Below are 23,647 nucleotides of genomic sequence, written 5' to 3' on the forward strand. Positions count from 1 at the left end.
GAACGAATCGTGGAGGATGGATATGTCGGCGCCCGACCAGCAGGTCGTCGAGGCACTGCGTGCCTCGCTGAAGGAGAACGCCCGGCTTCAGCAGGAGAACAGCACACTCGTCGCGGCAGCCGCGGAACCCATCGCGATCGTGTCCATGGCCTGCCGGTACGCCGGCGGGATCCGCGGGCCGGAGGACTTCTGGCGGGTCGTGTCCGAGGGCGCCGACGTGTACAGCACGTTCCCCGAGGACCGCGGCTGGGATGTGGAGGGCCTCTACCACCCGGACCCCGACAACCCCGGTACGACGTACGTGCGGGAAGGCGCCTTCCTGCACGACGCGGCGCAGTTCGACGCCGGGTTCTTCGGCATCTCGCCGCGTGAGGCCCTGGCGATGGACCCCCAGCAGCGACAGCTGCTCGAGGTGTCCTGGGAGACCTTCGAGCGGGCCGGCATCGACCCGCACTCGGTCCGCGGCAGCGACATCGGCGTTTTTGCCGGAATCGTGCACCAGGACTACGCGCCGGACCTCAGCGGCTTCGAGGGGTACCTCAGCCTGGAGCGCGCCCTGGGCACGGCCGGCGGCGTCGCCTCCGGGCGCGTCGCCTACACCCTCGGGCTCGAGGGCCCCGCGGTCACGGTCGACACCATGTGCTCGTCCTCGCTGGTCGCGATCCACCTCGCCGCACAGGCGCTGCGCCGGGGCGAGTGCTCCATGGCGCTCGCGGGCGGCTCGACGGTCATGGCGACGCCGGGCGGGTTCGTCGGCTTCGCGCGGCAGCGCGCACTCGCCTTCGACGGGCGCTGCAAGTCCTACGCCGCCGGCGCCGACGGCTCCGGCTGGGCCGAGGGCGTGGGCGTGGTGCTGCTGGAGCGGCTCTCGGTGGCGCAGGAGCGCGGGCACCGGGTACTGGCCGTGATCCGCGGCAGCGCCGTGAACCAGGACGGTGCGTCCAACGGCCTGACCGCGCCGAACGGTCCGTCGCAGCAGCGGGTGATCCGCAAGGCGCTCGAGAGCGCAGGGCTCTCCCCGTCCGACGTGGACGCGGTCGAGGGCCACGGCACGGGCACGGTGCTGGGCGACCCGATCGAGGCGCAGGCGCTGCTGGCCACGTACGGCCAGGGCCGCGACCCGCAGCAGCCGCTGTGGCTCGGCTCGGTCAAGTCCGTCATCGGTCACACGCAGGCGGCGTCCGGCGTCGCCGCCGTGATCAACATGGTCCAGGCGCTGCGCCACCGTACGCTCCCGGCCACCCTGCACGTGGACGCGCCCACCCCCCAGGTGGACTGGTCCGCGGGTGCGGTCGAGCTGCTGACCGAGGCGCGGGAGTGGCCCCGGAACGGCCACCCGCGCCGCGCAGGCGTCTCCGCCTTCGGGGCCAGCGGCACGAACGCGCACATGATCCTGGAGGAAGCGCCGCAGGAGGCCGCGGAGCCCGTCACGGAAGAGGCCCGGCCAGCCGGTGCGGTGCCGCTGGTGGTGTCGGCGGGGACCGCCGGCTCGCTGGCGGCCCAGGCCGGGCAGCTCGCGGAATTCCTCGAGGGCGCCGACGAGGTGTCGCTGGCGGAGGTGGCCGGGGCGCTGGTGTCGGGCCGGGCGGCGCTGGGCGAGCGCGCCGTGGTGGTCGCGGGTTCGGACGAGGAGGCGCTGGCCGGTCTGCAGGCGCTGGCGCGCGGTGAGAGCGCGCCCGGTCTGGTGACCGGTTCGGGTGCGCCGGGCAAGGTCGTGTGGGTGTTCCCGGGCCAGGGCTCCCAGTGGGTGGGCATGGGCCGGGAACTGCTCGACTCCTCACCGGTGTTCGCCGAGCGGATCGCGCAGTGCGCGGCCGCGCTGGAGCGGTGGGTGGACTGGTCGCTGCTGGACGTGCTGCGCGGCGAGGCAGACCCCGGGCTCCTGCAGCGGGTCGATGTGCTGCAGCCGGCGAGCTTCGCCGTGATGGTGGGCCTCGCGGCGGTCTGGGCGTCGGTGGGCGTGGAGCCGGATGCCGTGATCGGCCACTCGCAGGGCGAGATCGCCGCGGCTTGCGTCGCGGGTGCGCTGTCGCTGGAGGACGCGGCGCGCGTCGTGGCGCTGCGCAGCCAGGCCATTGCCGAGGACCTGGCCGGGCGTGGCGGTATGGCTTCGGTCGCGCTGAGCGCGGACGAGGCCGTTGCGCGTCTGGAGCCGTGGGCGGACCGTGTGGAGGTCGCCGCGGTCAACGGGCCGTCCTCCGTGGTGATCGCCGGTGATGCCGAGGCGCTGGACGAGGCGCTGGACGCGCTCGACGACCAGGGCGTCCGGATACGCCGGGTGGCCGTGGACTACGCGTCCCACACCCGGCACGTGGAGGCCATCCGCGAGACGCTGGCCGAAGCGCTGGCCGGCGTCAACGCGCAGGCGCCGAAGGTGCCGTTCTACTCCACCGTGACCGGCAGTTGGGTGGAGGACGCCGACGTCCTCGACGGCGGGTACTGGTACCGGAACCTGCGGGGCCAGGTGCGCTTCGGTCCGGCCGTGGCCGAGCTGCTGGCGCAGGGCCACGGGGTGTTCGTGGAGGTCAGTGCCCACCCGGTGCTGGTCCAGCCGATCACCGAGACCCTCGACAAGAGCGACACCGACACGGATGTGGTGGTGACCGGCTCGCTGCGCCGTGAGGACGGTGGCCTGCGGCGGCTGTTCGCCTCGATGGCCGAGCTGTTCGTCCGCGGCGTGGCCCTCGACTGGGCCGGGGTTCTGCCCGCCGGAGCGGCGTCCGCCCGCATCGACCTGCCGACGTACGCCTTCGACCACCAGCACTACTGGATCCAGATGGCCGGGTCGGCCACGGATGCGGCGTCCCTGGGGCTGACCGGGGCCGATCACCCGCTGCTGGGCGCGGTGGTGCAGCTGCCGCAGTCCGACGGGCTGGTCTTCACCTCGCGGCTCTCGCTGCGGACGCACCCCTGGCTGGCCGGTCACGCGATCGGCGGCGTGGTGATCATCCCCGGCACGATGTACGTCGACCTCGCGGTGCGGGCCGGCGACGAGTTCGGCTACGGCGTCCTGGAAGAACTCGTGATCGAGTCGCCGCTGGTGCTGCCCGAGCAGGGCGGCGTGCGGTTGCAGGTCGCGGTCGGCGGACCGGGCGAGACCGGCTCGCGCACGGTGGACGTGTACTCCCAGCGCGAGGACGCAGCCGGCGAGGGCGGCGCGAACGAATGGACGCGGCACGCCACCGGACTCCTGGCGGCGTCGTCGGCGTCGTCGGCGAAACGGGGAACGGGACAGGATTACGACTTCGCCGCGTGGCCGCCCCCGGGCGCCGAGCCGCTTGAGGTCGGGAACTTCTACACCGACCTGCTCGAGCGCGGCTACGCGTACGGCCCGGCGTTCCAGGGCCTGCGGGCGGTGTGGCGGCGCGGTGACGAGGTCTTCGCCGAAGCCGTCCTGCCCGAGGAACAGCGGGAGGAAGCCGGCAAGTTCGGCATGCACCCGGCGCTGCTGGACGCCGCCCTCCACACGAACGCCTTCGCCAATCCGGACGACGACCGCCAGGTGCTGCCGTTCGCGTGGAACGGGCTGGTGCTGCATGCCGTGGGTGCCTCGGCACTGCGGGTGAGGGTCGCCCCGTGCGGGCCGGACGCGCTGTCGTTCCAGGCCGCCGACGAGACCGGCGACATGGTCCTGACGATGGACTCGCTGGTGTCCCTGCCCGTGTCGACCGACCAGTTGGGCGCCGCGGCGGGCGATGAGAGCCGCGACTCGCTGTTCGGGGTGGAGTGGACCGAACTGCCTGCGGCTCAGGGTGGGGAGCCGGCGCCGTCGTGGGTGCCGGTGACCACCGCTGACGACGTGGTGGCTCTGGCAGGGAGCGCCGGCGTCCCGGCGTTGGCGGTCCTGCAGGCCGTGGCCGGCGCCGACGGCGAGGACGCGGTACTGGAGTCGGCCTCCCGGGTGCTGGAGGTCGTCCAAGCCTGGCTGGCCGGGACCGGGCTGGAGGAGTCGCGCCTGGCCGTGGTGACCCGGGGCGCCGTCCCCGCCGGCGACGGTACGGTGACCGACCCGGCCGGATCGGCCGTGTGGGGTCTGGTGCGGGCCGCGCAGGCCGAGAACCCCGACCGGATCATCCTGATCGACACCGACCCGGCCTCCGGTGACGGGGCGGGTTCCGTCCTGGGTGCGGTGCTGGCCAGTGGGGAGCCGCAGGTCGCGGTGCGCGGAACCGCCCTCTCCGTCCCCCGGCTCGTCCGGGCCGGCGGTGAGGTTCCGGACGAGCCCGCGGTGTTCGGCGCCGAAGGGACCGTCCTGGTCACCGGTGGCACCGGAGCCTTGGGCGCTCTGGTGGCCCGGCACCTGGTCACCCGGCACGGGGTGCGGCATCTGCTGCTGGCCGGCCGTCGGGGTCCGGCCGCCGAGGGTGTGGAGGAGCTGGTCGCCGAGCTCACCGAGCTGGGTGCTGCGGTCTCGGTGGCGGCTTGTGACGTGTCCGATCGGGGCCAGGTCGAGGCGCTGCTGGCTTCGGTGCCGGCCGAGCACCGGCTGACCGGTGTGGTGCACATGGCCGGTGTGCTGGACGACGGCGTGATCGCGACGCTGACCCCGGAGCGGCTCGCGACGGTGTTCGCGCCGAAGGTGGACGCGGTGCGCCACCTCGACGAGCTGACCCGCGGCCTGGACCTCGACGCGTTCATCGTGTTCTCGTCCGCGGCCTCCCTCATGGGGTCGGCCGGTCAGGGCAACTACGCGGCGGCGAACGCCTTCCTCGACGGCCTGATGGCCGGCCGCCGGGCGGCGGGCCTGCCCGCACTGTCGCTGGCCTGGGGCCTGTGGGAGCAGAGCAACGGCCTGACCGCTCACCTCAGCGCCGTCGACCAGGCCCGTATGAGCCGTGGCGGCGTGCTGGCGATGACGCCGGCCGAAGGCCTGCACATCTTCGACGTCGGCCTGCACGCGGACCAGCCGCTGCTGGTGCCGATCAAGCTGGACCTGAAGACCATGCGAAGCCAGGCCGCAGCCGGCGGGGGAGTCCCGCATCTGCTGCGCGGCCTGGTCCGCGCGAGTCGGCGCGTGGCGCGGGCGGCTGCCGGGGACAGCAGCGGACTGGTCCGCCGGCTCGCCGGGCTGTCGCCGGCCGAGCAGGAGGGCATCCTGCTGACCGTCGTCCAGGCCGAGTCGGGCAACGTACTCGGTTTCAGCGGCCCCGAACTGGCGCAGGGCACCCGGGGGTTCAGCGACATCGGGTTCGACTCGCTGACCGCGGTCGAGCTGCGGAACCGGCTGAGCGCGGCGACCGGTGTGAAGCTGCCGGCCACGCTGATCTTCGACTACCCCACCCCGGTCGCCCTCGCCCGTCACCTGCGCGAGGAGCTCGGTGACGCGGCGGCCGACACCCCTGCCTCGGCTGCGGCCGTCGTCGCGGATCCGGACGAGCCGATCGCGATCGTCGGGATGGCGTGCCGCCTGCCGGGCGGCGTGGCGGATCCCGATGGCCTCTGGCAGCTGGTGTCCGAGGGCCGTGAGGGCATGTCGTCCTTCCCCGACGACCGCGGCTGGGACCTGGAGGGTCTGTCCGACCCCGACCCCGACCGTACGGGCACCTCGGCCGCCGGGCAGGGCGGATTCCTGCACGAGGCCGCGCAGTTCGACGCCGCGTTCTTCGGCATCTCGCCGAACGAGGCGCTGGCGATGGACCCGCAGCAGCGGCTGCTGCTGGAGGCCTCCTGGGAGGCGCTGGAGCGGGCGGGCATCGACCCGAGCACGGCACAGGGCAGCAACATCGGCGTCTTCTCCGGCGTCTCCATCCACGACTACGTCGAGTCGCTGACGAACATGCCCGCGGAGCTCGAAGGCTTCGTCACGACCGCCACGGCGGGCAGTGTGGCCTCGGGCCGGGTGTCGTACGCCTTCGGCTTCGAGGGTCCGGCGGTCACCGTGGACACGGCATGTTCGTCGTCCCTGGTGGCGATGCACCTTGCGGCGCAGGCGCTGCGGCAGGGCGAGTGCTCGATGGCGCTCGCCGGCGGTGTCGCCGTGATGGGATCGCCGATCGGAATCCTCGGCATGTCGCGCCAGCGGGGCGTGGCCGCCGACGGCCGGTGCAAGGCGTACGCGGACGGCGCGGACGGTACGGTGCTGTCCGAGGGCGTCGGTCTGGTGGTGCTGGAGCGGCTGTCGGTGGCGCGGGAGCGCGGGCACCGGGTGCTCGCGGTGCTGCGCGGCAGCGCCGTGAACCAGGACGGTGCGTCCAACGGCCTGACCGCGCCGAACGGTCCCTCGCAGCAGCGGGTGATCCGCAAGGCCCTGGCCAGCGCCGGGCTCACCGCGTCCGACGTGGACGTGGTGGAGGGCCACGGCACGGGCACGGCCCTGGGCGACCCGATCGAGGCGCAGGCACTGCTGGCGACGTACGGGCGGGACCGTGACCCGGAGCAGCCGCTGTGGCTCGGTTCCCTGAAGTCGAACATCGGTCACACGCAGGCGGCTGCCGGTGTGGCCGGCGTGATCAAGATGGTGCAGGCGCTGCGGCACGGCGTCATGCCGCCCACGCTGCACGTGCACGAGCCTTCACGTCAGGTGGACTGGTCTGCGGGTGCCATCGAGCTGCTGACGGAGGCGCGGGAGTGGCCGCGCAACGGTCATCCGCGTCGGGTCGGTGTCTCCTCGTTCGGCATCAGCGGGACGAACGCGCACCTGATCCTGGAGGAGGCGCCCCCGGAGACGGCTGAGACCGTCGCGGAAGCGCCGGCGCCTGCCGGTGTGGTGCCGTTCGTGGTGTCGGCGCGGAGTGCCGGTTCGCTGGCCGGTCAGGCCGGGCGGCTGGCGGCGTTCGTCGAGGGCGCCGATGAGGTGTCGCCGGCGGACGTGGCCGCAGCGCTGGTGTCGGGCCGGACGGTCTTCGGTGAGCGTGCGGTGGTTGTTGCCGACTCGGGCGAGGAAGCAGTGGTCGGTCTGCAGGCGCTGGCGCGCGGTGAGGACGCGGCCGGGGTGGTGTCCGGGAGTGCGACTGCTTCGGGCAAGGTCGTGTGGGTGTTCCCGGGCCAGGGCTCCCAGTGGGCGGGCATGGGCCGTGAACTCCTCGGCTCCTCGCCGGTCTTCGCCGAGCGGATCGCGGAGTGCGCGGCCGCCCTGGAGCCGTGGATCGACTGGTCGCTGATCGACGTGCTGCGCGGCGAGGCCGAGCCCGGGCTCCTGGAGCGGGTGGACGTACTCCAGCCGGCGAGCTTCGCCGTGATGGTCGGTCTGGCGGCGGTCTGGGAGTCGGTCGGGGTCAAGCCCGATGCGGTGCTCGGCCACTCGCAGGGTGAGATCGCGGCCGCGTGTGTGGCGGGTGCGCTGTCCCTGGAGGACGCCGCGCGTGTGGTGACACTGCGCAGCCAGACGATTGCCAAGGAGCTGGCGGGGCTCGGCGGCATGGCTTCCGTCGCGCTGAGCGCGGACGCAGCGGTTGCGTGGCTGGAGCCGTGGGCCGACCGTGTGGAGATCGCCGCGGTCAACGGGCCGTCGTCCGTGGTGATCGCCGGTGATGCCGAGGCTCTGGACGAGGTGCTGGAGGCGCTGTCCGCTGACGGTGTCCGGGTGCGTCGGGTCGCGGTGGACTACGCGTCGCACACCCGGCACGTGGAGGCCGTCCGCGACACGCTCGCCGAAACCCTGGCCGGGATCGACGCCCAGGCTCCGACGGTGCCGTTCTACTCCAGCGTCGCCGGCGGCTGGGTGGCGGACGCCGGTGTCCTGGACGGCGATTACTGGTACCGGAACCTGCGCGGCCAGGTGGGCTTCGGTCCGGCCGTGGCCGAGCTGCTGGCGCAGGGCCACGGGGTGTTCGTGGAGGTCAGTGCCCACCCGGTGCTGGTCCAGCCGATCACCGAGATCGTCGACGGCACGGATACCGATGCGGTGGTGACGGGTTCGCTGCGCCGCGAGGACGGCGGCCTGCGGCGGCTGTTCGCCTCGATGGCCGAGCTGTTCGTACGGGGCGTGGCCGTCGACTGGAGCGGCGTGCTCCCGCAGACGGCGCCCTCCCGGCGTGTGGACCTGCCGACCTATGCCTTCGACCACCGGCACTACTGGCTCCAGACGGCCGGGTCGGCCACGGACGCTGCGTCGCTGGGCCAGACGACGGCCGATCACCCGCTGCTGGGTGCGGTGGTGCAGCTGCCGCAGTCCGACGGGCTCGTCTTCACTTCGCGGCTGTCGCTGAAGTCGCACCCGTGGCTGGCCGATCACACGATCGCCGGCGTGGTGCTCCTTCCGGGCGCCGGGCTGGTGGAGCTTGCGGTGCGGGCCGGTGACGAAGCCGGCTGCGGGGTCCTGGACGAACTCGTCATCGAGGCACCGCTGGTGGTGCCCGAGCACGGCGGAGTCCGCGTACAGGTCGCCGTCGGCGGACCGGGTGAGAACGCATCGCGGACCGTGGAGATCTACTCCCAGGGCGAGGACGCTGCCGGTGGGGGCCTGTGGACGCGGCACGCCACCGGTGTGCTGTCGACATCGGCTCGGACGGGCGGCAGTGGCACCGGGTTCGACTTCGCTGCCTGGCCGCCGGCCGGCGCGCAGCCGGTCGAGGTCGGGGACTTCTACTCCGGCCTGGTCGAGCGCGGCTACGGCTACGGCCCGGCGTTCCAGGGCGTACGGGCGGTGTGGCGGCGCGGCGAGGAGCTCTTCGCCGAGGTGGCCCTGCCCGAGGGGCAGCGCAAGGATGCCGACAGGTTCGGCATCCATCCCGCGCTGCTGGACTCGGCCCTGCACGCAGGGACGGCCGACGCCGCGGAGGCGGACGGACAACTGCAGCCGCTCGACTGGAACGGTCTGGTGCTGCACGCCGCGGGTGCCTCGGCCCTGCGGGTACGGCTGACGCCCTTCGGCCCGGATGCGCTGGCGGTCGAGGCTGCCGACGAGACCGGCGGCCTGGTCCTGACGCTGGACTCGCTGGTGTCGCGGCCGGTCTCCGCCGAGCAGTGGGAGACCGCGGCGGGCACGGCGCGCGCCGACTCGCTGTTCCGGGTGGAGTGGACCGAGCTGCCCCAGGCTCAGGGTGCCGGGCTCGCTCCCTCGTGGCTTCCGGTGGCCGATGCCGACGATGTGGCGGCTCTCGCCGGGAGCGCGAATGCCCCGGCGGTGGCGGTCCTCGAGGCCGTCGGTGGTACCGGCGAGGATGCGGTGCTGGCTCTGACCTCCCGGGTGCTGGAGGTCGTACAGGCGTGGCTGGCCGGGCCCGGACTGGAGGAGTCGCGGCTGGTGGTCGTCACCCGGGGCGCGGTTCCCGCCGGCGAAGGTACGGTGACCGACCCGGCCGGGTCGGCTGTGTGGGGCCTGGTGCGTGCCGCCCAGCTGGAGAACCCCGACCGGATCGTCCTGATCGACACCGACCCTGCTGCCGAAGGCGCCGCGGAGAGGGTGCTGGGTGCGGTGCTGGCCGGCGGGGAGCCGCAGGTCGCGGTACGTGGCGAGGTCCTCTCCGCCCCCCGGCTCGTCCGGGCGGGCGACGAGGCCCCGGATGTTCCCGCGGTGTTCGGGCCGGAGGGAACGGTCCTGGTCACGGGTGGCACCGGGTCGTTGGGTGGCCTGATGGCCCGGCATCTGGTCTCCCGGCGCGGGGTGCGGCATCTGGTGCTGGCCAGCCGTCGGGGGCCGGACTCCGACGGAGTGCAGGAGCTGGTCGCCGAACTCACCGGGCAGGGTGCTGCGGTGTCGGTGGTGGCCTGCGACGTGTCCGACCGTGACCAGGTCGAGGCCCTGCTGGCGTCGGTGCCGGCCGGGCACCGGCTGACCGGTGTGGTCCACACCGCGGGTGTGCTGGACGACGGGGTGATCGGGGCGCTGACCCCGGAGCGGCTGGCGACGGTGTTCGCGCCGAAGGTGGACGCGGTCCGGCACCTGGACGAGCTGACCCGTGGTCTGGACCTCGACGCGTTCGTCGTGTTCTCGTCCGCGGCCTCCCTGATGGGGTCGGCCGGTCAGGGCAACTACGCGGCGGCCAACGCCTTCCTGGACGGGCTGATGTCCAGCCGTCGGGCGGCAGGCCTGCCGGGTGTGTCGGTGGCCTGGGGCCAGTGGGAGCAGACCGCCGACGTGGCAGGAAGCATCGACGAGCTCACCAGGACCCGGGTGAACCGGCGTGGGGGATCCCTGCGGCTGGCAGCGGCGGAGGGCATGGAACTGTTCGACGCCGCTGTGGGGTCCGGGCAGGCGCTGTTGGTGCCGGTCAAGCTGGACCTGCGGAAGCTGCGAACCCAGACCGCAGCCGGCGGGGAAGTCCCGCACCTGCTGCGGGCCCTGGTACGGGCGGGTCGTCAGCAGGCGCGGGCGGCGTCCGCCACGGACGGCGGGCTGGTCCGTCGGCTGGCCGGGCTCACCGCGGCAGAGCAGGAGGCCCTGCTCCTCGACCTGGTGCGGACTCAGGCCGCGGTCGTACTCGGGCACACCGGACCGGGGGGTGTGCAGGCGGAGCTGGCATTCAAGGACGCCGGATTCGACTCACTCACCTCGGTGGCATTGCGCAACGGGCTGTGCGAGGCGACCGGTCTGAAGCTTCCGGCCACGCTGATCTTCGACTACCCGACCCCGCAGACCCTCGCACGGCACCTGTACCGCGAATTGCTCCCGGAGGGCAACGCAATTGACTCTGAAGTGGAGGAGGAACGGCTGCGGCATGCACTCGCATCTCTCCCGCTGGCCCGATTCCGGGAAGCTGGATTGATGGATGCCCTGGTCAAGCTGGTCGCCCTCGGCGACGGCGAATCGGAAATCGGCTCGATCGACAAGGCCGATGAAGAGATAGCGATTGCCGAGCTGGGCGTCGATGATCTCGTGCAAATGGCGCTCGGCGACTAAGAATCCTTCGAAACTACTAAATGATTGGGGCAGTTAAGTGAGTGCATCCTACGAGAAGGTCGTCGACGCGCTACGGAAGTCGCTGGAAGAGGTCGGCTCGCTCAAGAAGCAGAACCGCCAACTCCTCGGCGCTTCCCGCGAGCCGATAGCGATCGTGGGCATGGCGTGCCGTCTGCCGGGTGGCGTGGCGGGTCCGGAGGACCTGTGGCGGCTCGTGTCGGAGGGCCGGGACGCGGTGTCGTCCTTCCCCGAGGACCGTGGCTGGGACCTGGAGGGTCTGTTCGACTCGGACCCCGACAACGCGGGTACCTCATACACCGACCAGGGCGGGTTCCTTCACGAGGCCACCCAGTTCGACGCGGGGTTCTTCGGTATCTCGCCGCGTGAGGCGTTGGCGATGGACCCGCAGCAGCGGTTGCTGCTGGAGACCTCGTGGGAGGCCTTGGAGGGCGCCGGCATCAACCCGGTCTCGCTGAAGGGCACCGACGTCGGGGTGTTCTCCGGAGTGGCCGGCCAGGGTTACGGCGGCGGTACGGGCGCGCCGGAGACCGAGGGCTTCGCGGTCACGGGGACGCTGTCGAGTGTGGCGTCGGGCCGGGTGTCGTACGTGCTGGGTCTCGAGGGTCCGGCGGTCACGGTGGACACGGCGTGTTCGTCGTCGCTGGTGGCGATGCACCTGGCGGCGCAGGCGCTGCGGCAGGGCGAGTGCTCGATGGCGCTCGCCGGCGGCGCGACGGTGATGGCTACGCCCGGCGCCTTCGTGGAGTTCTCCCGGCAGCGGGGTCTGGCCGGGGACGGCCGGTGCAAGGCGTTCTCCTCGGCGGCCGACGGAACCGGCTGGGCCGAGGGCGTCGGTGTGGTGGTGCTGGAGCGTTTGTCGGTGGCGCGTGAGCGTGGTCACCGGGTGCTGGCGGTGCTGCGCGGCAGTGCGGTGAACCAGGACGGCGCGTCGAACGGTCTGACGGCGCCGAACGGTCCGGCGCAGCAGCGGGTCATCCGCAAGGCGCTGGCCGGTGCCGGGCTTTCCCCGTCCGATGTGGACGTGGTGGAGGGTCATGGCACGGGTACCGTGCTGGGCGACCCGATCGAGGCCCAGGCGCTCCTGGCGACCTACGGACGGGACCGGGACCCGCAGCAGCCGCTGTGGCTGGGTTCCCTGAAGTCGAACATCGGCCATTCGCAGGCTGCCGCGGGTGTGGCCGGTGTGATCAAGATGGTGCAGGCGCTGCGCCACGGCGTCATGCCTCCCACGCTGCACGTGGACGAGCCCACGCCTCAGGTCGACTGGTCCGCGGGTGCGGTGGAGCTGCTGACCGAGGCCCGGGAGTGGCCGCGGAACGGCCGGCCGCGCCGGGCCGGCGTGTCCTCCTTCGGCGTCAGTGGGACGAACGCGCACCTGATCCTGGAGGAGGCGCCGGCGGAGGCGCCGGAGCCCGTCTCGGAGGAGGCGGCGCCCGCCGGTGTGGTGCCGCTGGTGGTGTCGGCGCGGAGCGCCGGTTCCCTCGCGGGCCAGGCTGAGCGCCTTGCGTCGTTCGTCGAGGGCTCCGGCGGGGTGCCGCCGGCGGAGGTGGCCGGGTCGCTGGTGTCGGGCCGTGCGGTGCTGGGCGAGCGCGCGGTGGTCGTCGCGGGTTCGAACGAGGAGGCGCTGGCCGGTCTGCAGGCGCTGGCGCGCGGTGAGGGTGCGCCCGGTGTGGTGTCCGGTCGTGCGACTGCTCCGGGCAAGGTCGTGTGGGTGTTCCCGGGGCAGGGTTCGCAGTGGGCGGGCATGGGCCGGGAACTCCTCGACTCCTCGCCGGTCTTCGCCGAACGGATCGCGGAATGTGCTGCCGCCCTGGAGCCGTGGATCGACTGGTCGCTGACCGAGGTGCTGCGCGGCGAGGCCGACCCCGAGCTCATGGAGCGGGTCGATGTCCTGCAGCCGGCGAGCTTCGCCGTGATGGTCGGCCTGGCGGCGGTCTGGTCGTCCGTGGGCGTGGAGCCCGACGCGGTGCTGGGTCACTCGCAGGGTGAGATCGCGGCCGCGTGTGTGGCGGGTGCGCTGTCGCTGGAGGACGCGGCGCGCGTGGTGACGCTGCGCAGCCAGGCCATTGCCGAGGAGCTGGCCGGCCGCGGCGGTATGGCCTCGGTCGCGCTGAGCGCGGACGAGGCCGTCGTACGGCTGGCTCCGTGGGCCGACCGCGTGGAGGTCGCCGCGGTCAACGGGCCGTCCTCCGTGGTCATCGCCGGTGACGCGGAGGCGCTGGACGAAGCCCTGGAAGCATTGTCGCGTGAAGGCATCCGGCTGCGCCGGGTTGCGGTGGACTACGCCTCGCACACCCGGCACGTGGAAGCGATCCGGGACACGCTCGCGCAGGCGCTGGCGGAGGTGACCGCTCTGGCGCCGAAGGTGCCGTTCTACTCCACCGTCACCGGCGGTTGGGTGGCCGACGCCGATGTCCTGGACGGCGGGTACTGGTACCGGAACCTGCGGGGCCAGGTGGGCTTCGGCCCCGCCGTGGCGGACCTGCTCACGCAGGGCCACGGGGTGTTCGTCGAGGTCAGCGCCCACCCCGTGCTGGTCCAGCCGGTCACCGAGACCGTCGACGACACCGACACCGACCCTGACGCCGACGTGGTGGTCACCGGCTCGCTGCGGCGCGAGGACGGCGGCCCGCGGCGGCTGCTGGCCTCGATGGCGGAGCTCTTCGTCCGTGGTGTGGCCGTGGACTGGAGCGGAGTCCTGCCCGCCGGGTCCGGGTCCGTACGCGTGGACCTGCCGACGTACGCCTTCGAGCACCGGCACTACTGGCTCCAGCCGGGCGAGTCGGCCACCGACGCGGCCTCGCTGGGACAGGTGACGGCTGATCACCCGCTGCTGGGTGCTGTGGTGCGGTTGCCGCAGTCCGACGGACTGGTCTTCACCTCGCGGCTGTCGCTGAAGTCGCACCCGTGGCTGGCCGATCACGCGATCGGCGGTGTGGTGCTCCTTCCGGGTACAGGTCTGGTGGAGCTCGCGGTGCGGGCCGGTGACGAGGCCGGATGCGGCGTGCTCGAAGAGCTCGTGATCCAGGCGCCGCTGGTGGTGCCCGAGCACGGTGGGGTCCGCGTACAGGTTGCCGTCGGCGGACCGGACGAGGCCGGCTCACGGACCGTGGAGGTGTACTCCCAGCGCGAAGACGCCGTCGGCATGTGGACGCGACACGCCACCGGACTGCTGTCCGCCCCGACGGCGGCGGATGAGACGGGGCGGGGATTCGACTTCGCTGCGTGGCCGCCGGCGAGTGCGCAGCCGGTCGAGGTCGGGGACTTCTACTCCGACCTGGTCGAGCGCGGCTTCGGTTACGGTCCGGCGTTCCAGGGCCTGCGGGCGGTGTGGCGACGCGGCGAGGAGGTCTTCGCCGAGGTGGCCCTGCCCGAGGAGCAGCGCAAGGAGGCCGGCAGGTTCGGCGTCCACCCGGCGCTGCTGGACGCGGCCCTGCAGGCCGGGACCTTCGCCGCCGAGACGGGCACGGAAGGAGAGGAACCACGGGAGGTGGTGCTGGCGTTCGCGTGGAACGGGCTGGTGCTGCATGCCGCGGGTGCCTCCGCACTGCGCGTACGGCTGGCGCCGTCCGGCACGGACGCGCTGTCGGTCGAGGCTGCCGATGAGACCGGTGGCCTGGTGGTGACGCTGGATTCGCTGGTCTCCCGGCCGGTGTCCGCCGACCAGCTGGAGGCTGCGTCGGACACGGCGGTTGCCGACTCGCTGTTCGGCGTGGAGTGGACCGAGCTGCGCCCGGCCGACGGGGCGGAGTCCTCTCCGTCATGGACGCCGGTGGCCAATGCCGACGATGTGGCGGCCCTGTCCGAGGACGCGATATCGGGTGCCGACGTGCCGGAGGCGGCGATCCTGGAAGCCGTCGGTATCGACGGCGAGGACGCGGTACTGGACCTGTCCTCCTGGGTGCTCGGGGTCCTGCAGGCCTGGCTGACCGGCGCAGGCCTGGAGGATTCGCGGCTCGTCGTCGTGACGCGTGGCGCGGTCCCCGCCGGAGAAGGTGCGGTCACCGACCCGGCCGGAGCGGCGGTGTGGGGTCTGGTGCGTGCCGCCCAGGCGGAGAACCCCGACCGGATCGTCCTGATCGACACCGACCCCGCTGCCGAAAGTGGCGTGGAATCCGTACTCGGGGCGGTGCTGGCCGGCGGCGAGCCGCAGGTCGCGGTCCGCGGAACGACCCTCTCCGCACCCCGGCTCGTCCGGGCCACCGGTGAGGTCCCGGACGTCCCGGCGGTGTTCCGGCCGGAAGGCACCGTCCTGGTCTCGGGTGCCGGAGCGTTGGGTGCTGTGGTGGCCCGCCACGTGGTGACCCGGCACGGCGTGCGGCACCTGGTGCTGGCCAGCCGTCGGGGCCCCGATGCCGAAGGTGTGGAAGAGCTGGTCGCCGAGCTCGCGGAGCAGGGGGCCACGGTTTCGGTGGCGGCCTGTGACGTGTCCGACCGTGACCAGGTGCAGGCCCTGCTGGCATCGGTGCCGGCCGAGCACCCCCTGACCGGTGTCGTACACACCGCGGGTGTGTTCGATGACGGCGTGATCGGGGCGTTGACCCCGGACCGGCTGGCGACGGTGTTCGCACCGAAGGTCGACGCGGTCCGGCACCTCGATGAGCTGACCCGCGGTCTGGACCTCGACGCGTTCGTCGTGTTCTCCTCCGTCGCGGGCGTGTTCGGTGGCGGTGGCCAGGGCAACTACGCGGCGGCCAACGCCTTCCTGGACGGGCTGATGTCCGGCCGCCGGGCGGCGGGTCTGCCCGGGCTGTCGCTGGCGTGGGGCCTGTGGGAGCGGTCCCTCGGCATGGCCGCTCATCTCAGCGACGTCGACCAGGCGCGTGCGAGCCGTGGCGGTGTGCTGGAGATCACGGCCGCCGAGGGCATGGGCCTGTTCGACGCCGGCCTGCACATGGGTCAGGCGTTGCTGGTGCCGATCAAGCTGGACCTGCGGACGCTGCGCACCCAGGCCGCGGCCGACGGAACGGTCCCGCATCTGCTGCGCGGCCTGGTACGCGCGGGCCGGCAGCAGGCGCGGGCGGCAGCCGCCGGGGAAAGCGGGCTGGTCCGCCGCCTGGCCGGGCTCGGTGCGGCCGAGCAGGAGGCACTGCTCCTCGATCTGGTGCGTGCTCAGGTCGCGGTCGTGCTCGGGCACGCCGGACCGGAGGGCGTCCGTGCGGAGCTGGCGTTCAAGGACGCCGGGTTCGACTCGCTCACCTCGGTGGAGCTGCGCAACCGGCTGCGTGAGGCGACCGGTCTGAAGCTGCCGGCCACGCTGGTCTTCGACTACCCCACGCCGATGTCCCTGGCCCGTCACCTGCAGGACGAGTTCGGCGACGTGGCGCCCTTGCCGGCGCCACCAGCAGCACCGGCGGCCATGGTGGCCGATGAGGGTGAGCCGCTCGCGATCGTAGGTATGGCGTGCCGTCTGCCGGGTGGCGTGGCGGGTCCGGAGGACCTGTGGCGGCTCGTGTCGGAGGGCCGGGACGCGGTGTCGTCCTTCCCCGAGGACCGTGGCTGGGACCTGGAGGGTCTGTTCGACTCGGACCCCGACAACGCGGGTACCTCGTACACCAGCAAGGGTGGATTCCTCGAGGGCGCGGGTCTCTTCGACGCGGGGTTCTTCGGCATCTCGCCGCGTGAGGCGCTGGCGATGGACCCGCAGCAGCGGCTGCTGCTGGAGACCTCGTGGGAGGCGCTGGAGGGCGCCGGCATCGACCCGGTCTCGCTGAAGGGCACCGATGTCGGGGTGTTCTCCGGGGTGTCCGGGCAGGGCTACGGAGCCGGCGCCGTTGCACCGGAGCTGGAGGGCTTCGCCGTTACGGGGTCCGTGTCGAGTGTGGCGTCGGGCCGGGTGTCGTACGTGCTGGGCCTCGAGGGTCCGGCGGTCACGGTGGACACGGCGTGTTCGTCGTCGCTGGTGGCGATGCACCTGGCGGCGCAGGCGCTGCGGCAGGGCGAGTGCTCGATGGCGCTCGCCGGCGGTGCAATGGTGATGGCGTCGCCCGCAGGCTTCACGGCGTTCTCCCGGCAGCGGGGTCTGGCCGGGGACGGCCGGTGCAAGGCGTACGCGGACGGCGCGGACGGCACGGTGCTGTCCGAGGGCGTGGGCGTGGTGCTGCTGGAGCGTTTGTCGGTGGCGCGTGAGCGTGGTCACCGGGTGCTGGCGGTGCTGCGCGGCAGTGCGGTCAACCAGGACGGTGCGTCGAACGGTCTGACCGCGCCGAACGGTCCGTCGCAGCAGCGGGTCATCCGCAAGGCGCTGGACAACGCCGGGCTCACCCCGTCCGACGTGGACGTCGTCGAGGGCCACGGCACCGGTACCGCCCTGGGCGACCCGATCGAGGCCCAGGCACTGCTCGCCACGTACGGCCAGGGCCGGGACGCCGACCAGCCGCTGTGGCTGGGTTCGCTGAAGTCGAACATCGGCCACTCGCAGGCTGCCGCAGGTGTCGCGGGGGTCATCAAGATGGTGCAGGCGCTGCGGCACGAGGTCATGCCTCCAACGCTGTATGCGCAGGAGCCCTCGACCCAGGTGGACTGGACTGCGGGTGCCATCGAGCTGCTGACGGAGGCCCGGGAGTGGCCGCAGAACGGCCGGCCCCGTCGGGCGGGTGTGTCTTCGTTCGGCATCAGCGGGACGAACGCGCACCTGATCCTGGAAGAAGCGCCCGCCGAACCGGTGCCGGCTGCCGCAGAGACTCAGCAGCCCCTGGCACCTGCTGGGGCGATGCCGCTGGTGGTGTCGGCCCGGAGCGCTGGTTCCCTCGCGGGTCAGGCCGGTCGGCTGGCGTCGTACCTGGAGTCTGCCGTCGGCGGGATGTCGCTGGCGGACGTGGCCGGGGAGCTGGTGTCGGGCCGTACGGTCTTCGGCGAGCGTGCGGTCGTGGTGGCCGACTCTGCTGACAGGGCGCTGGCCGGACTCCAGGCGCTGGCGCGTGGCGCGAGTGCTGCAGGTGTCGTGGCCGGCAGTCCCGGTTCGGGCATGCCGGGCAAGGTCGTGTGGGTGTTCCCGGGGCAGGGTTCGCAGTGGGCGGGCATGGGCCGGGAACTGCTCGACTCCTCGCCGGTGTTCGCGGAGCGGATCGCGGAGTGCGCGGCTGCTCTGGAGCCGTGGATCGACTGGTCGCTGATCGAGGTGCTGCGCGGCGAGGCCGACCCGGAGCTCATGGAGCGGGTCGATGTCCTGCAGCCGGCGAGCTTCGCCGTGATGGTCGGTCTGGCGGCGGTGTGGGAGTCGGTCGGGGTCAAGCCCGATGCGGTGCTGGGTCACTCGCAGGGTGAGATCGCGGCCGCGTGTGTGGCGGGTGCGCTGTCGCTGGAGGACGCGGCGCGCGTGGTGACGCTGCGCAGCCAGGCCATTGCCGAGGAGCTGGCCGGCCGCGGCGGTATGGCCTCGGTCGCGCTGAGCGCGGACGAGGCCGTCGTACGGCTGGCTCCGTGGGCCGACCGGGTCGAGGTGGCCGCGGTCAACGGGCCGTCCTCCGTGGTCATCGCCGGTGACGCGGAGGCGCTGGACGAAGCCCTGGAAGCATTGTCGCGTGAAGGCATCCGGCTGCGCCGGGTCGCGGTGGACTACGCCTCGCACACCCGGCACGTGGAAGCGATCCGGGACACGCTCGCGCAGGCGCTGGCGGAGGTGACCGCTCTGGCGCCGAAGGTGCCGTTCTACTCCACGGTGACCGGCGGTTGGGTGGCCGACGCCGATGTCCTGGACGGCGGGTACTGGTACCGGAACCTGCGGGGCCAGGTGGGCTTCGGCCCCGCCGTGGCGGACCTGCTCACGCAGGGCCACGGGGTGTTCGTCGAGGTCAGCGCCCACCCGGTGCTGGTCCAGCCGGTCACCGAGACCGTCGACGACGCCGACGCCGACGCCGGTGTGATCGTGATCGGTTCGCTGCGACGCGAGGAGGGCGGCCTGCGACGGCTGCTCGCCTCGATGGCCGAACTGTTCGTCCGCGGGATGGACGTGGACTGGGCCCGGATTCTGCCCGCCGGGGCGACGCCCGGACGAGTGGACCTCCCGACCTACGCCTTCGACCAGCAGCACTACTGGCTCCAGCCGGCCGCGACGGCCACCGACGCGGCGTCGCTGGGGCTCGCCGGGGCCGATCACCCGCTGCTGGGTGCTGTAGTGCGGTTGCCGCAGTCCGACGGACTGGTCTTCACCTCGCGGCTGTCGCTGAAGTCGCACCCGTGGCTGGCCGATCATGCGATCGGCGGTGTGGTGCTCCTTCCGGGTACCGGGCTGGTGGAGCTCGCGGTGCGGGCCGGTGACGAGGCCGGATGCGGCGTGCTCGAAGAGCTCGTGATCCAGGCGCCGCTGGTGGTGCCCGAGCACGGTGGGGTCCGCGTACAGGTTGCCGTCGGCGGACCGGACGAGGCGGGCTCGCGGACCGTGGAGGTGTACTCCCAGCGCGAAGACGTTGCCGGTCAGGACGGTGCGGACGTGTGGACGCGGCACGCCACCGGCGTGCTGTCGGCGCCGGTTCAGCCGGGCGCCGTGGGCACCGGCTTCGACTTCGCGGCCTGGCCGCCGGTCGGCGCGCAGCCGGTCGAGGTCGGAAACCTCTATGGCGACCTGATCGAGCGCGGCTTCGGTTACGGTCCGGCGTTCCAGGGCGTACGGGCGGTGTGGCGTCGCGGCGAGGAGGTCTTCGCCGAGGTGGCCCTGCCCGAGGAGCAGCGCAAGGAGGCCGGCAGGTTCGGCATCCACCCCGCGCTGCTGGACGCGGCCCTGCAGGCCGGAACCGCCGGTGCTGCGGCGGGCACCGCAGCAGAGGAACCCCGGGAGGCCGTGCTGGCGTTCGCGTGGAACGGGCTGGTGCTGCATGCCGCGGGTGCCTCCGCACTGCGGGTGCGGGTCGCGCCGTCCGGCACGGACGCGATGTCGGTCGAGGCTGCCGACGAGACCGGTCGCCTGGTGGTGACGATGGACTCGCTGGTCTCCCGCCCGGTGTCCGCCGACCAGCTGGAGGCTGCGGCAGGGGACGAAAGCCGTGACTCGCTGTTCGGCGTGGAGTGGACCGAGCTGCCCCCGGCCGAGGGAGCGGACTCCTCTCCGTCGTGGGCGCCCGTGGCCAATGCCGACGATGTGGCGGCCCTGTCCGACGACGCGATATCGGGTGCCGACGTGCCGGAGGCGGCGGTCCTGGAAGCCGTCGGTATCGACGGCGAGGACGCGGTACTGGATCTGTCCTCCTGGGTGCTCGGCATCGTGCAGGCGTGGCTGACCGCGACCGGGCTCGAGGACTCGCGCCTGGTGGTTGTGACCCGGGGCGCGGTTCCCGCCGGAGACGGCGCGGTCACCGACCCGGCCGGATCGGCCGTGTGGGGTCTGGTGCGCGCCGCCCAGGCGGAGCACCCCGACCGGATCGTCCTGGTCGACACCGACCCGGCCTCCGGCGAGGGAGCGGAATCCGTACTCGGGGCGGTGCTGGCCGGCGGCGAGCCGCAGGTCGCCGTGCGCGGAACGGCCCTCTCCGTGCCGCGGCTCGTCCGGGTCACCGAGCAAGCTCCGGATGTTCCGGCAGCGTTCGGACCGGAAGGCACGGTCCTGGTCACGGGTGCCGGGGCGTTGGGTGCGCTGCTGGCCCGAAACGTGGTCACCCGATACGGAGTGCGGCACCTCGTGCTGGCCAGCCGCCGCGGTCCGCAGGCCGAGGGTATGGAAGAGCTGGTCGCCGAGCTCGCGGAGCAGGGCGCGGCGGTGACGGTGGCGGCCTGTGACGTGTCCGACCGCGACCAGGTGCAGGCCCTGCTGGCATCGGTGCCGGCCGAGCACCCCCTGACCGGTGTGGTGCACACGGCCGGTGTGTTCGACGCCGGCGTGATCGGGGCGTTGACCCCGGACCGGCTGGCGACGGTGTTCGCACCGAAGGTCGACGCGGTGCGCCACCTGGACGAACTGACCCGCGGTCTGGACCTCGACGCCTTCATCGTCTACTCCTCCGCAGCGTCAGTCTTTATAGGAGCTGGTAGTGGCGGCTACGCGGCGGCCAATGCTTTCCTGGACGGGTTGATGGCCCGCCGTCGGACGGCTGGCCTGCCGGGTCTGTCACTGGCCTGGGGCCCGTGGGATCAGGCCACCGGACTGGCGGACACCATGGACGACCTGACTCTGACTCAGATGAGTCGGCGTGAGGGACGTGGGGGAGTCATGGCGCTCAAGCCCGTGGAGGGGATGGAGCTGTTCGGTGCGGCCGTGGGGTCGGGACAGGCACTGCTGGTGCCGGTCAAGCTGGACCTGCGGGGCGTACGGGCAGACGCGGTGGCCGGTGGCGGTGTCCCGCATCTGCTGCGCGGCCTGGTGCGCGTGGGCCGGCAGCAGGCGGCGGGCACCGGCGGCGACGAGCGCCGGCAGCTGTCCGACCGGCTGGCCGGGCTCGGTGCGGAAGAACAGGAGGCACTGCTTCTTGACCTGGTGCGTACTCAGGTCGCGGTCGTGCTCGGGCACGCCGGACCGGAGAGTGTCCGTGCGGAGACGGCGTTCAAGGACGCCGGGTTCGACTCGCTCACGTCGGTGGAGCTGCGTAACCGGATGCGTGAGGCCACCGGCCTGAAGCTTCCGGCCACGCTGGTCTTCGACTACCCCACCCCGATGGAGCTCGCCCGCCACCTGGGCGACGAGCTCGCGGTCGACAAGGCGTCCCCCGCCGATCCGGTGCTGGCCGGTCTCGCCGGCCTGGACGCGGCGATCGAGTCCGCGGCATCCGATGAGGAGGCCCGCGACCGGATCACCGTGCGCCTGCGGGAACTGCTGAAGGCGGCAGAGGCGGCGGGAGGTTCCGACGGGACCGCGGAGACCGCGGACGCATCCGACGAGGATCTCGAAACGGCCAGCGACGAGGACCTGTTCGCGATCTTCGACCGGCTCAACTGATCCGGACCGTACGGCCGGGCCCGGGTGGGCCCGGCCGTACGGCCCGCGCAGAAGGAGCGGGGCCCCACCATCCACAGCAATCGCACACATCACTTTCCTGGGGAGCTGAATTCAGTGGCTGACGAGGTACAACTCCGCGACTACCTCAAGCGGGCCATCGCCGACGCACGCGATGCCCGCAAGCGGCTGCGCGAGGTCGAGGACGAGGCGCGGGAGCCGATCGCCATCGTCTCCATGGCGTGCCGATACCCAGGTGGTGTGACCTCGCCCGAGGACCTGTGGAAGCTGGTGGCCGACGGGGTCGACACCGTCTCCGATTTCCCCGACGACCGTCACTGGGATGTCGAGGCCTTGATCGACCCGGACCCTGACAGCGCGGGTACTTCGTACACCAGCCAGGGCGGTTTCGTGCAAGGCGCGGGTCTCTTCGACGCGGGGTTCTTCGGTATCTCGCCGCGTGAGGCGCTGGCGATGGACCCGCAGCAGCGGTTGCTGCTGGAGACCTCGTGGGAGGCACTGGAAGGCGCGGGCATCGACCCGGTCTCGCTGAAGGGCGCCGACGTCGGGGTGTTCTCGGGCGTGTCCAATCAGGGCTACGGGACCGGTGGCGGCGGGGTTGCACCGGAGCTGGAGGCTTTCGCGGGCGCGGCGACGGCGTCGAGTGTGGCGTCGGGCCGCGTGTCGTACGTGTTCGGCTTCGAGGGTCCGGCGGTGTCCGTGGACACCGGGTGTTCGTCATCGCTGGTCGCGATGCATCTGGCCGCGCAGGCGCTGCGGCAGGGTGATTGCTCGATGGCGCTGGCCGGCGGTGTGATGGTCATGGCAACCCCCGGCGCCTTCATGGCGTTCTCCCGGCAGCGGGGTCTGGCCGGCGACGGCCGCTGCAAGGCGTACGCGGACGGCGCGGACGGCATGGGGCTGTCCGAGGGCGTGGGCGTGGTGCTGCTGGAGCGGCTGTCGGTGGCGCGGGAACGCGGGCACCGGGTGCTGGCGGTGATGCGCGGCAGTGCGCTGAACCAGGACGGTGCGTCGAACGGTCTGACCGCGCCGAACGGTCCCGCGCAGCAGCGGGTGATCCGCAAGGCCCTGGCCAATGCCGGGCTCTCCCCGTCCGATGTGGACGCGGTGGAGGGCCACGGAACCGGGACGACCTTGGGCGACCCGATCGAGGCACAGGCCCTGCTGGCCACGTACGGGCGGGGCCGCGACCCCGAGCACCCGTTGTGGCTGGGTTCCCTGAAGTCGAACATCGGTCACACGCAGGCTGCCGCGGGTGTGGCCGGTGTGATCAAGATGGTGCAGGCCCTGCGCCACGGGGTGCTCCCGGCAACCCTGCACGTGGACGAGCCCTCGACCCAGGTGGACTGGACTGCTGGTGCCATCGAGCTGCTGACGGAGGCCCGGCAGTGGCCGCAGAACGGCCGGCCGCGTCGGGCGGGTGTGTCCTCGTTCGGCATCAGCGGGACGAACGCGCACCTGATCCTCGAGGAGGCGCCCGCCGAGGAGGCGGAGCTCGCCACGGAAGAGGCGGCCCCTGCCGGTGCGGTGCCGTTGGTGGTCTCGGCGCGGAGCGCCGGGTCGCTCGCGGGCCAGGCCGGGCGTCTGGCGGCATATCTGGAATCGGCTCCCGGCGGCGTGCGGCTGGCGTCGGTGGCCGGCGCGCTGGTGTCGGAACGCGCGGTCTTCGGTGACCGTGCGGTGGTCGTGGCCTCCTCGGATGAGGAGGCGTTGGCCGGGCTGGAGGCGCTGGCGCGCGGTGAGAACGCGGCCGGTGTCGTCGTCGGCAGTGTCGGCTCGACCGCCCCGGGCAAGGTCGTGTGGGTGTTCCCGGGGCAGGGTTCGCAGTGGGCGGGTATGGGCCGGGAGCTGCTCGACTCCTCGCCGGTGTTCGCGGAGCGGATCGCGGAGTGCGCGGCTGCTCTGGAGCGGTGGGTGGACTGGTCGCTGATCGAGGTGCTGCGCGGCGAGGCCGACCCGGAGCT

At 72.7% G+C, this 23,647-nt stretch carries 3 protein-coding genes; all 3 read left to right on the plus strand.

All coding sequences use genetic code 11. From position 1 onward, the window contains the following. Positions 1-22: 22 nt before the first annotated feature. Complete coding sequence (locus AB0I68_RS36435) at positions 23-10,780, plus strand: type I polyketide synthase (RefSeq protein ID WP_363181697.1); 10,758 nt, start codon at positions 23-25, stop codon at positions 10,778-10,780. 37 nt (positions 10,781-10,817) lie between these two features. After that, positions 10,818-21,665: a type I polyketide synthase gene (locus AB0I68_RS36440; RefSeq protein WP_363181698.1), complete on the plus strand. Its 10,848-nt coding sequence runs from the start codon at positions 10,818-10,820 to the stop codon at positions 21,663-21,665. Between the two features lie 114 nt (positions 21,666-21,779). Beyond that, positions 21,780-23,647 (plus strand): type I polyketide synthase (locus tag AB0I68_RS36445; protein ID WP_363181699.1); only part of this gene is annotated, 1,868 nt, incomplete at its 3' end.

Source organism: Streptomyces sp. NPDC050448 (assembly GCF_040655295.1).
Taxonomy (GTDB): domain Bacteria; phylum Actinomycetota; class Actinomycetes; order Streptomycetales; family Streptomycetaceae; genus Streptomyces.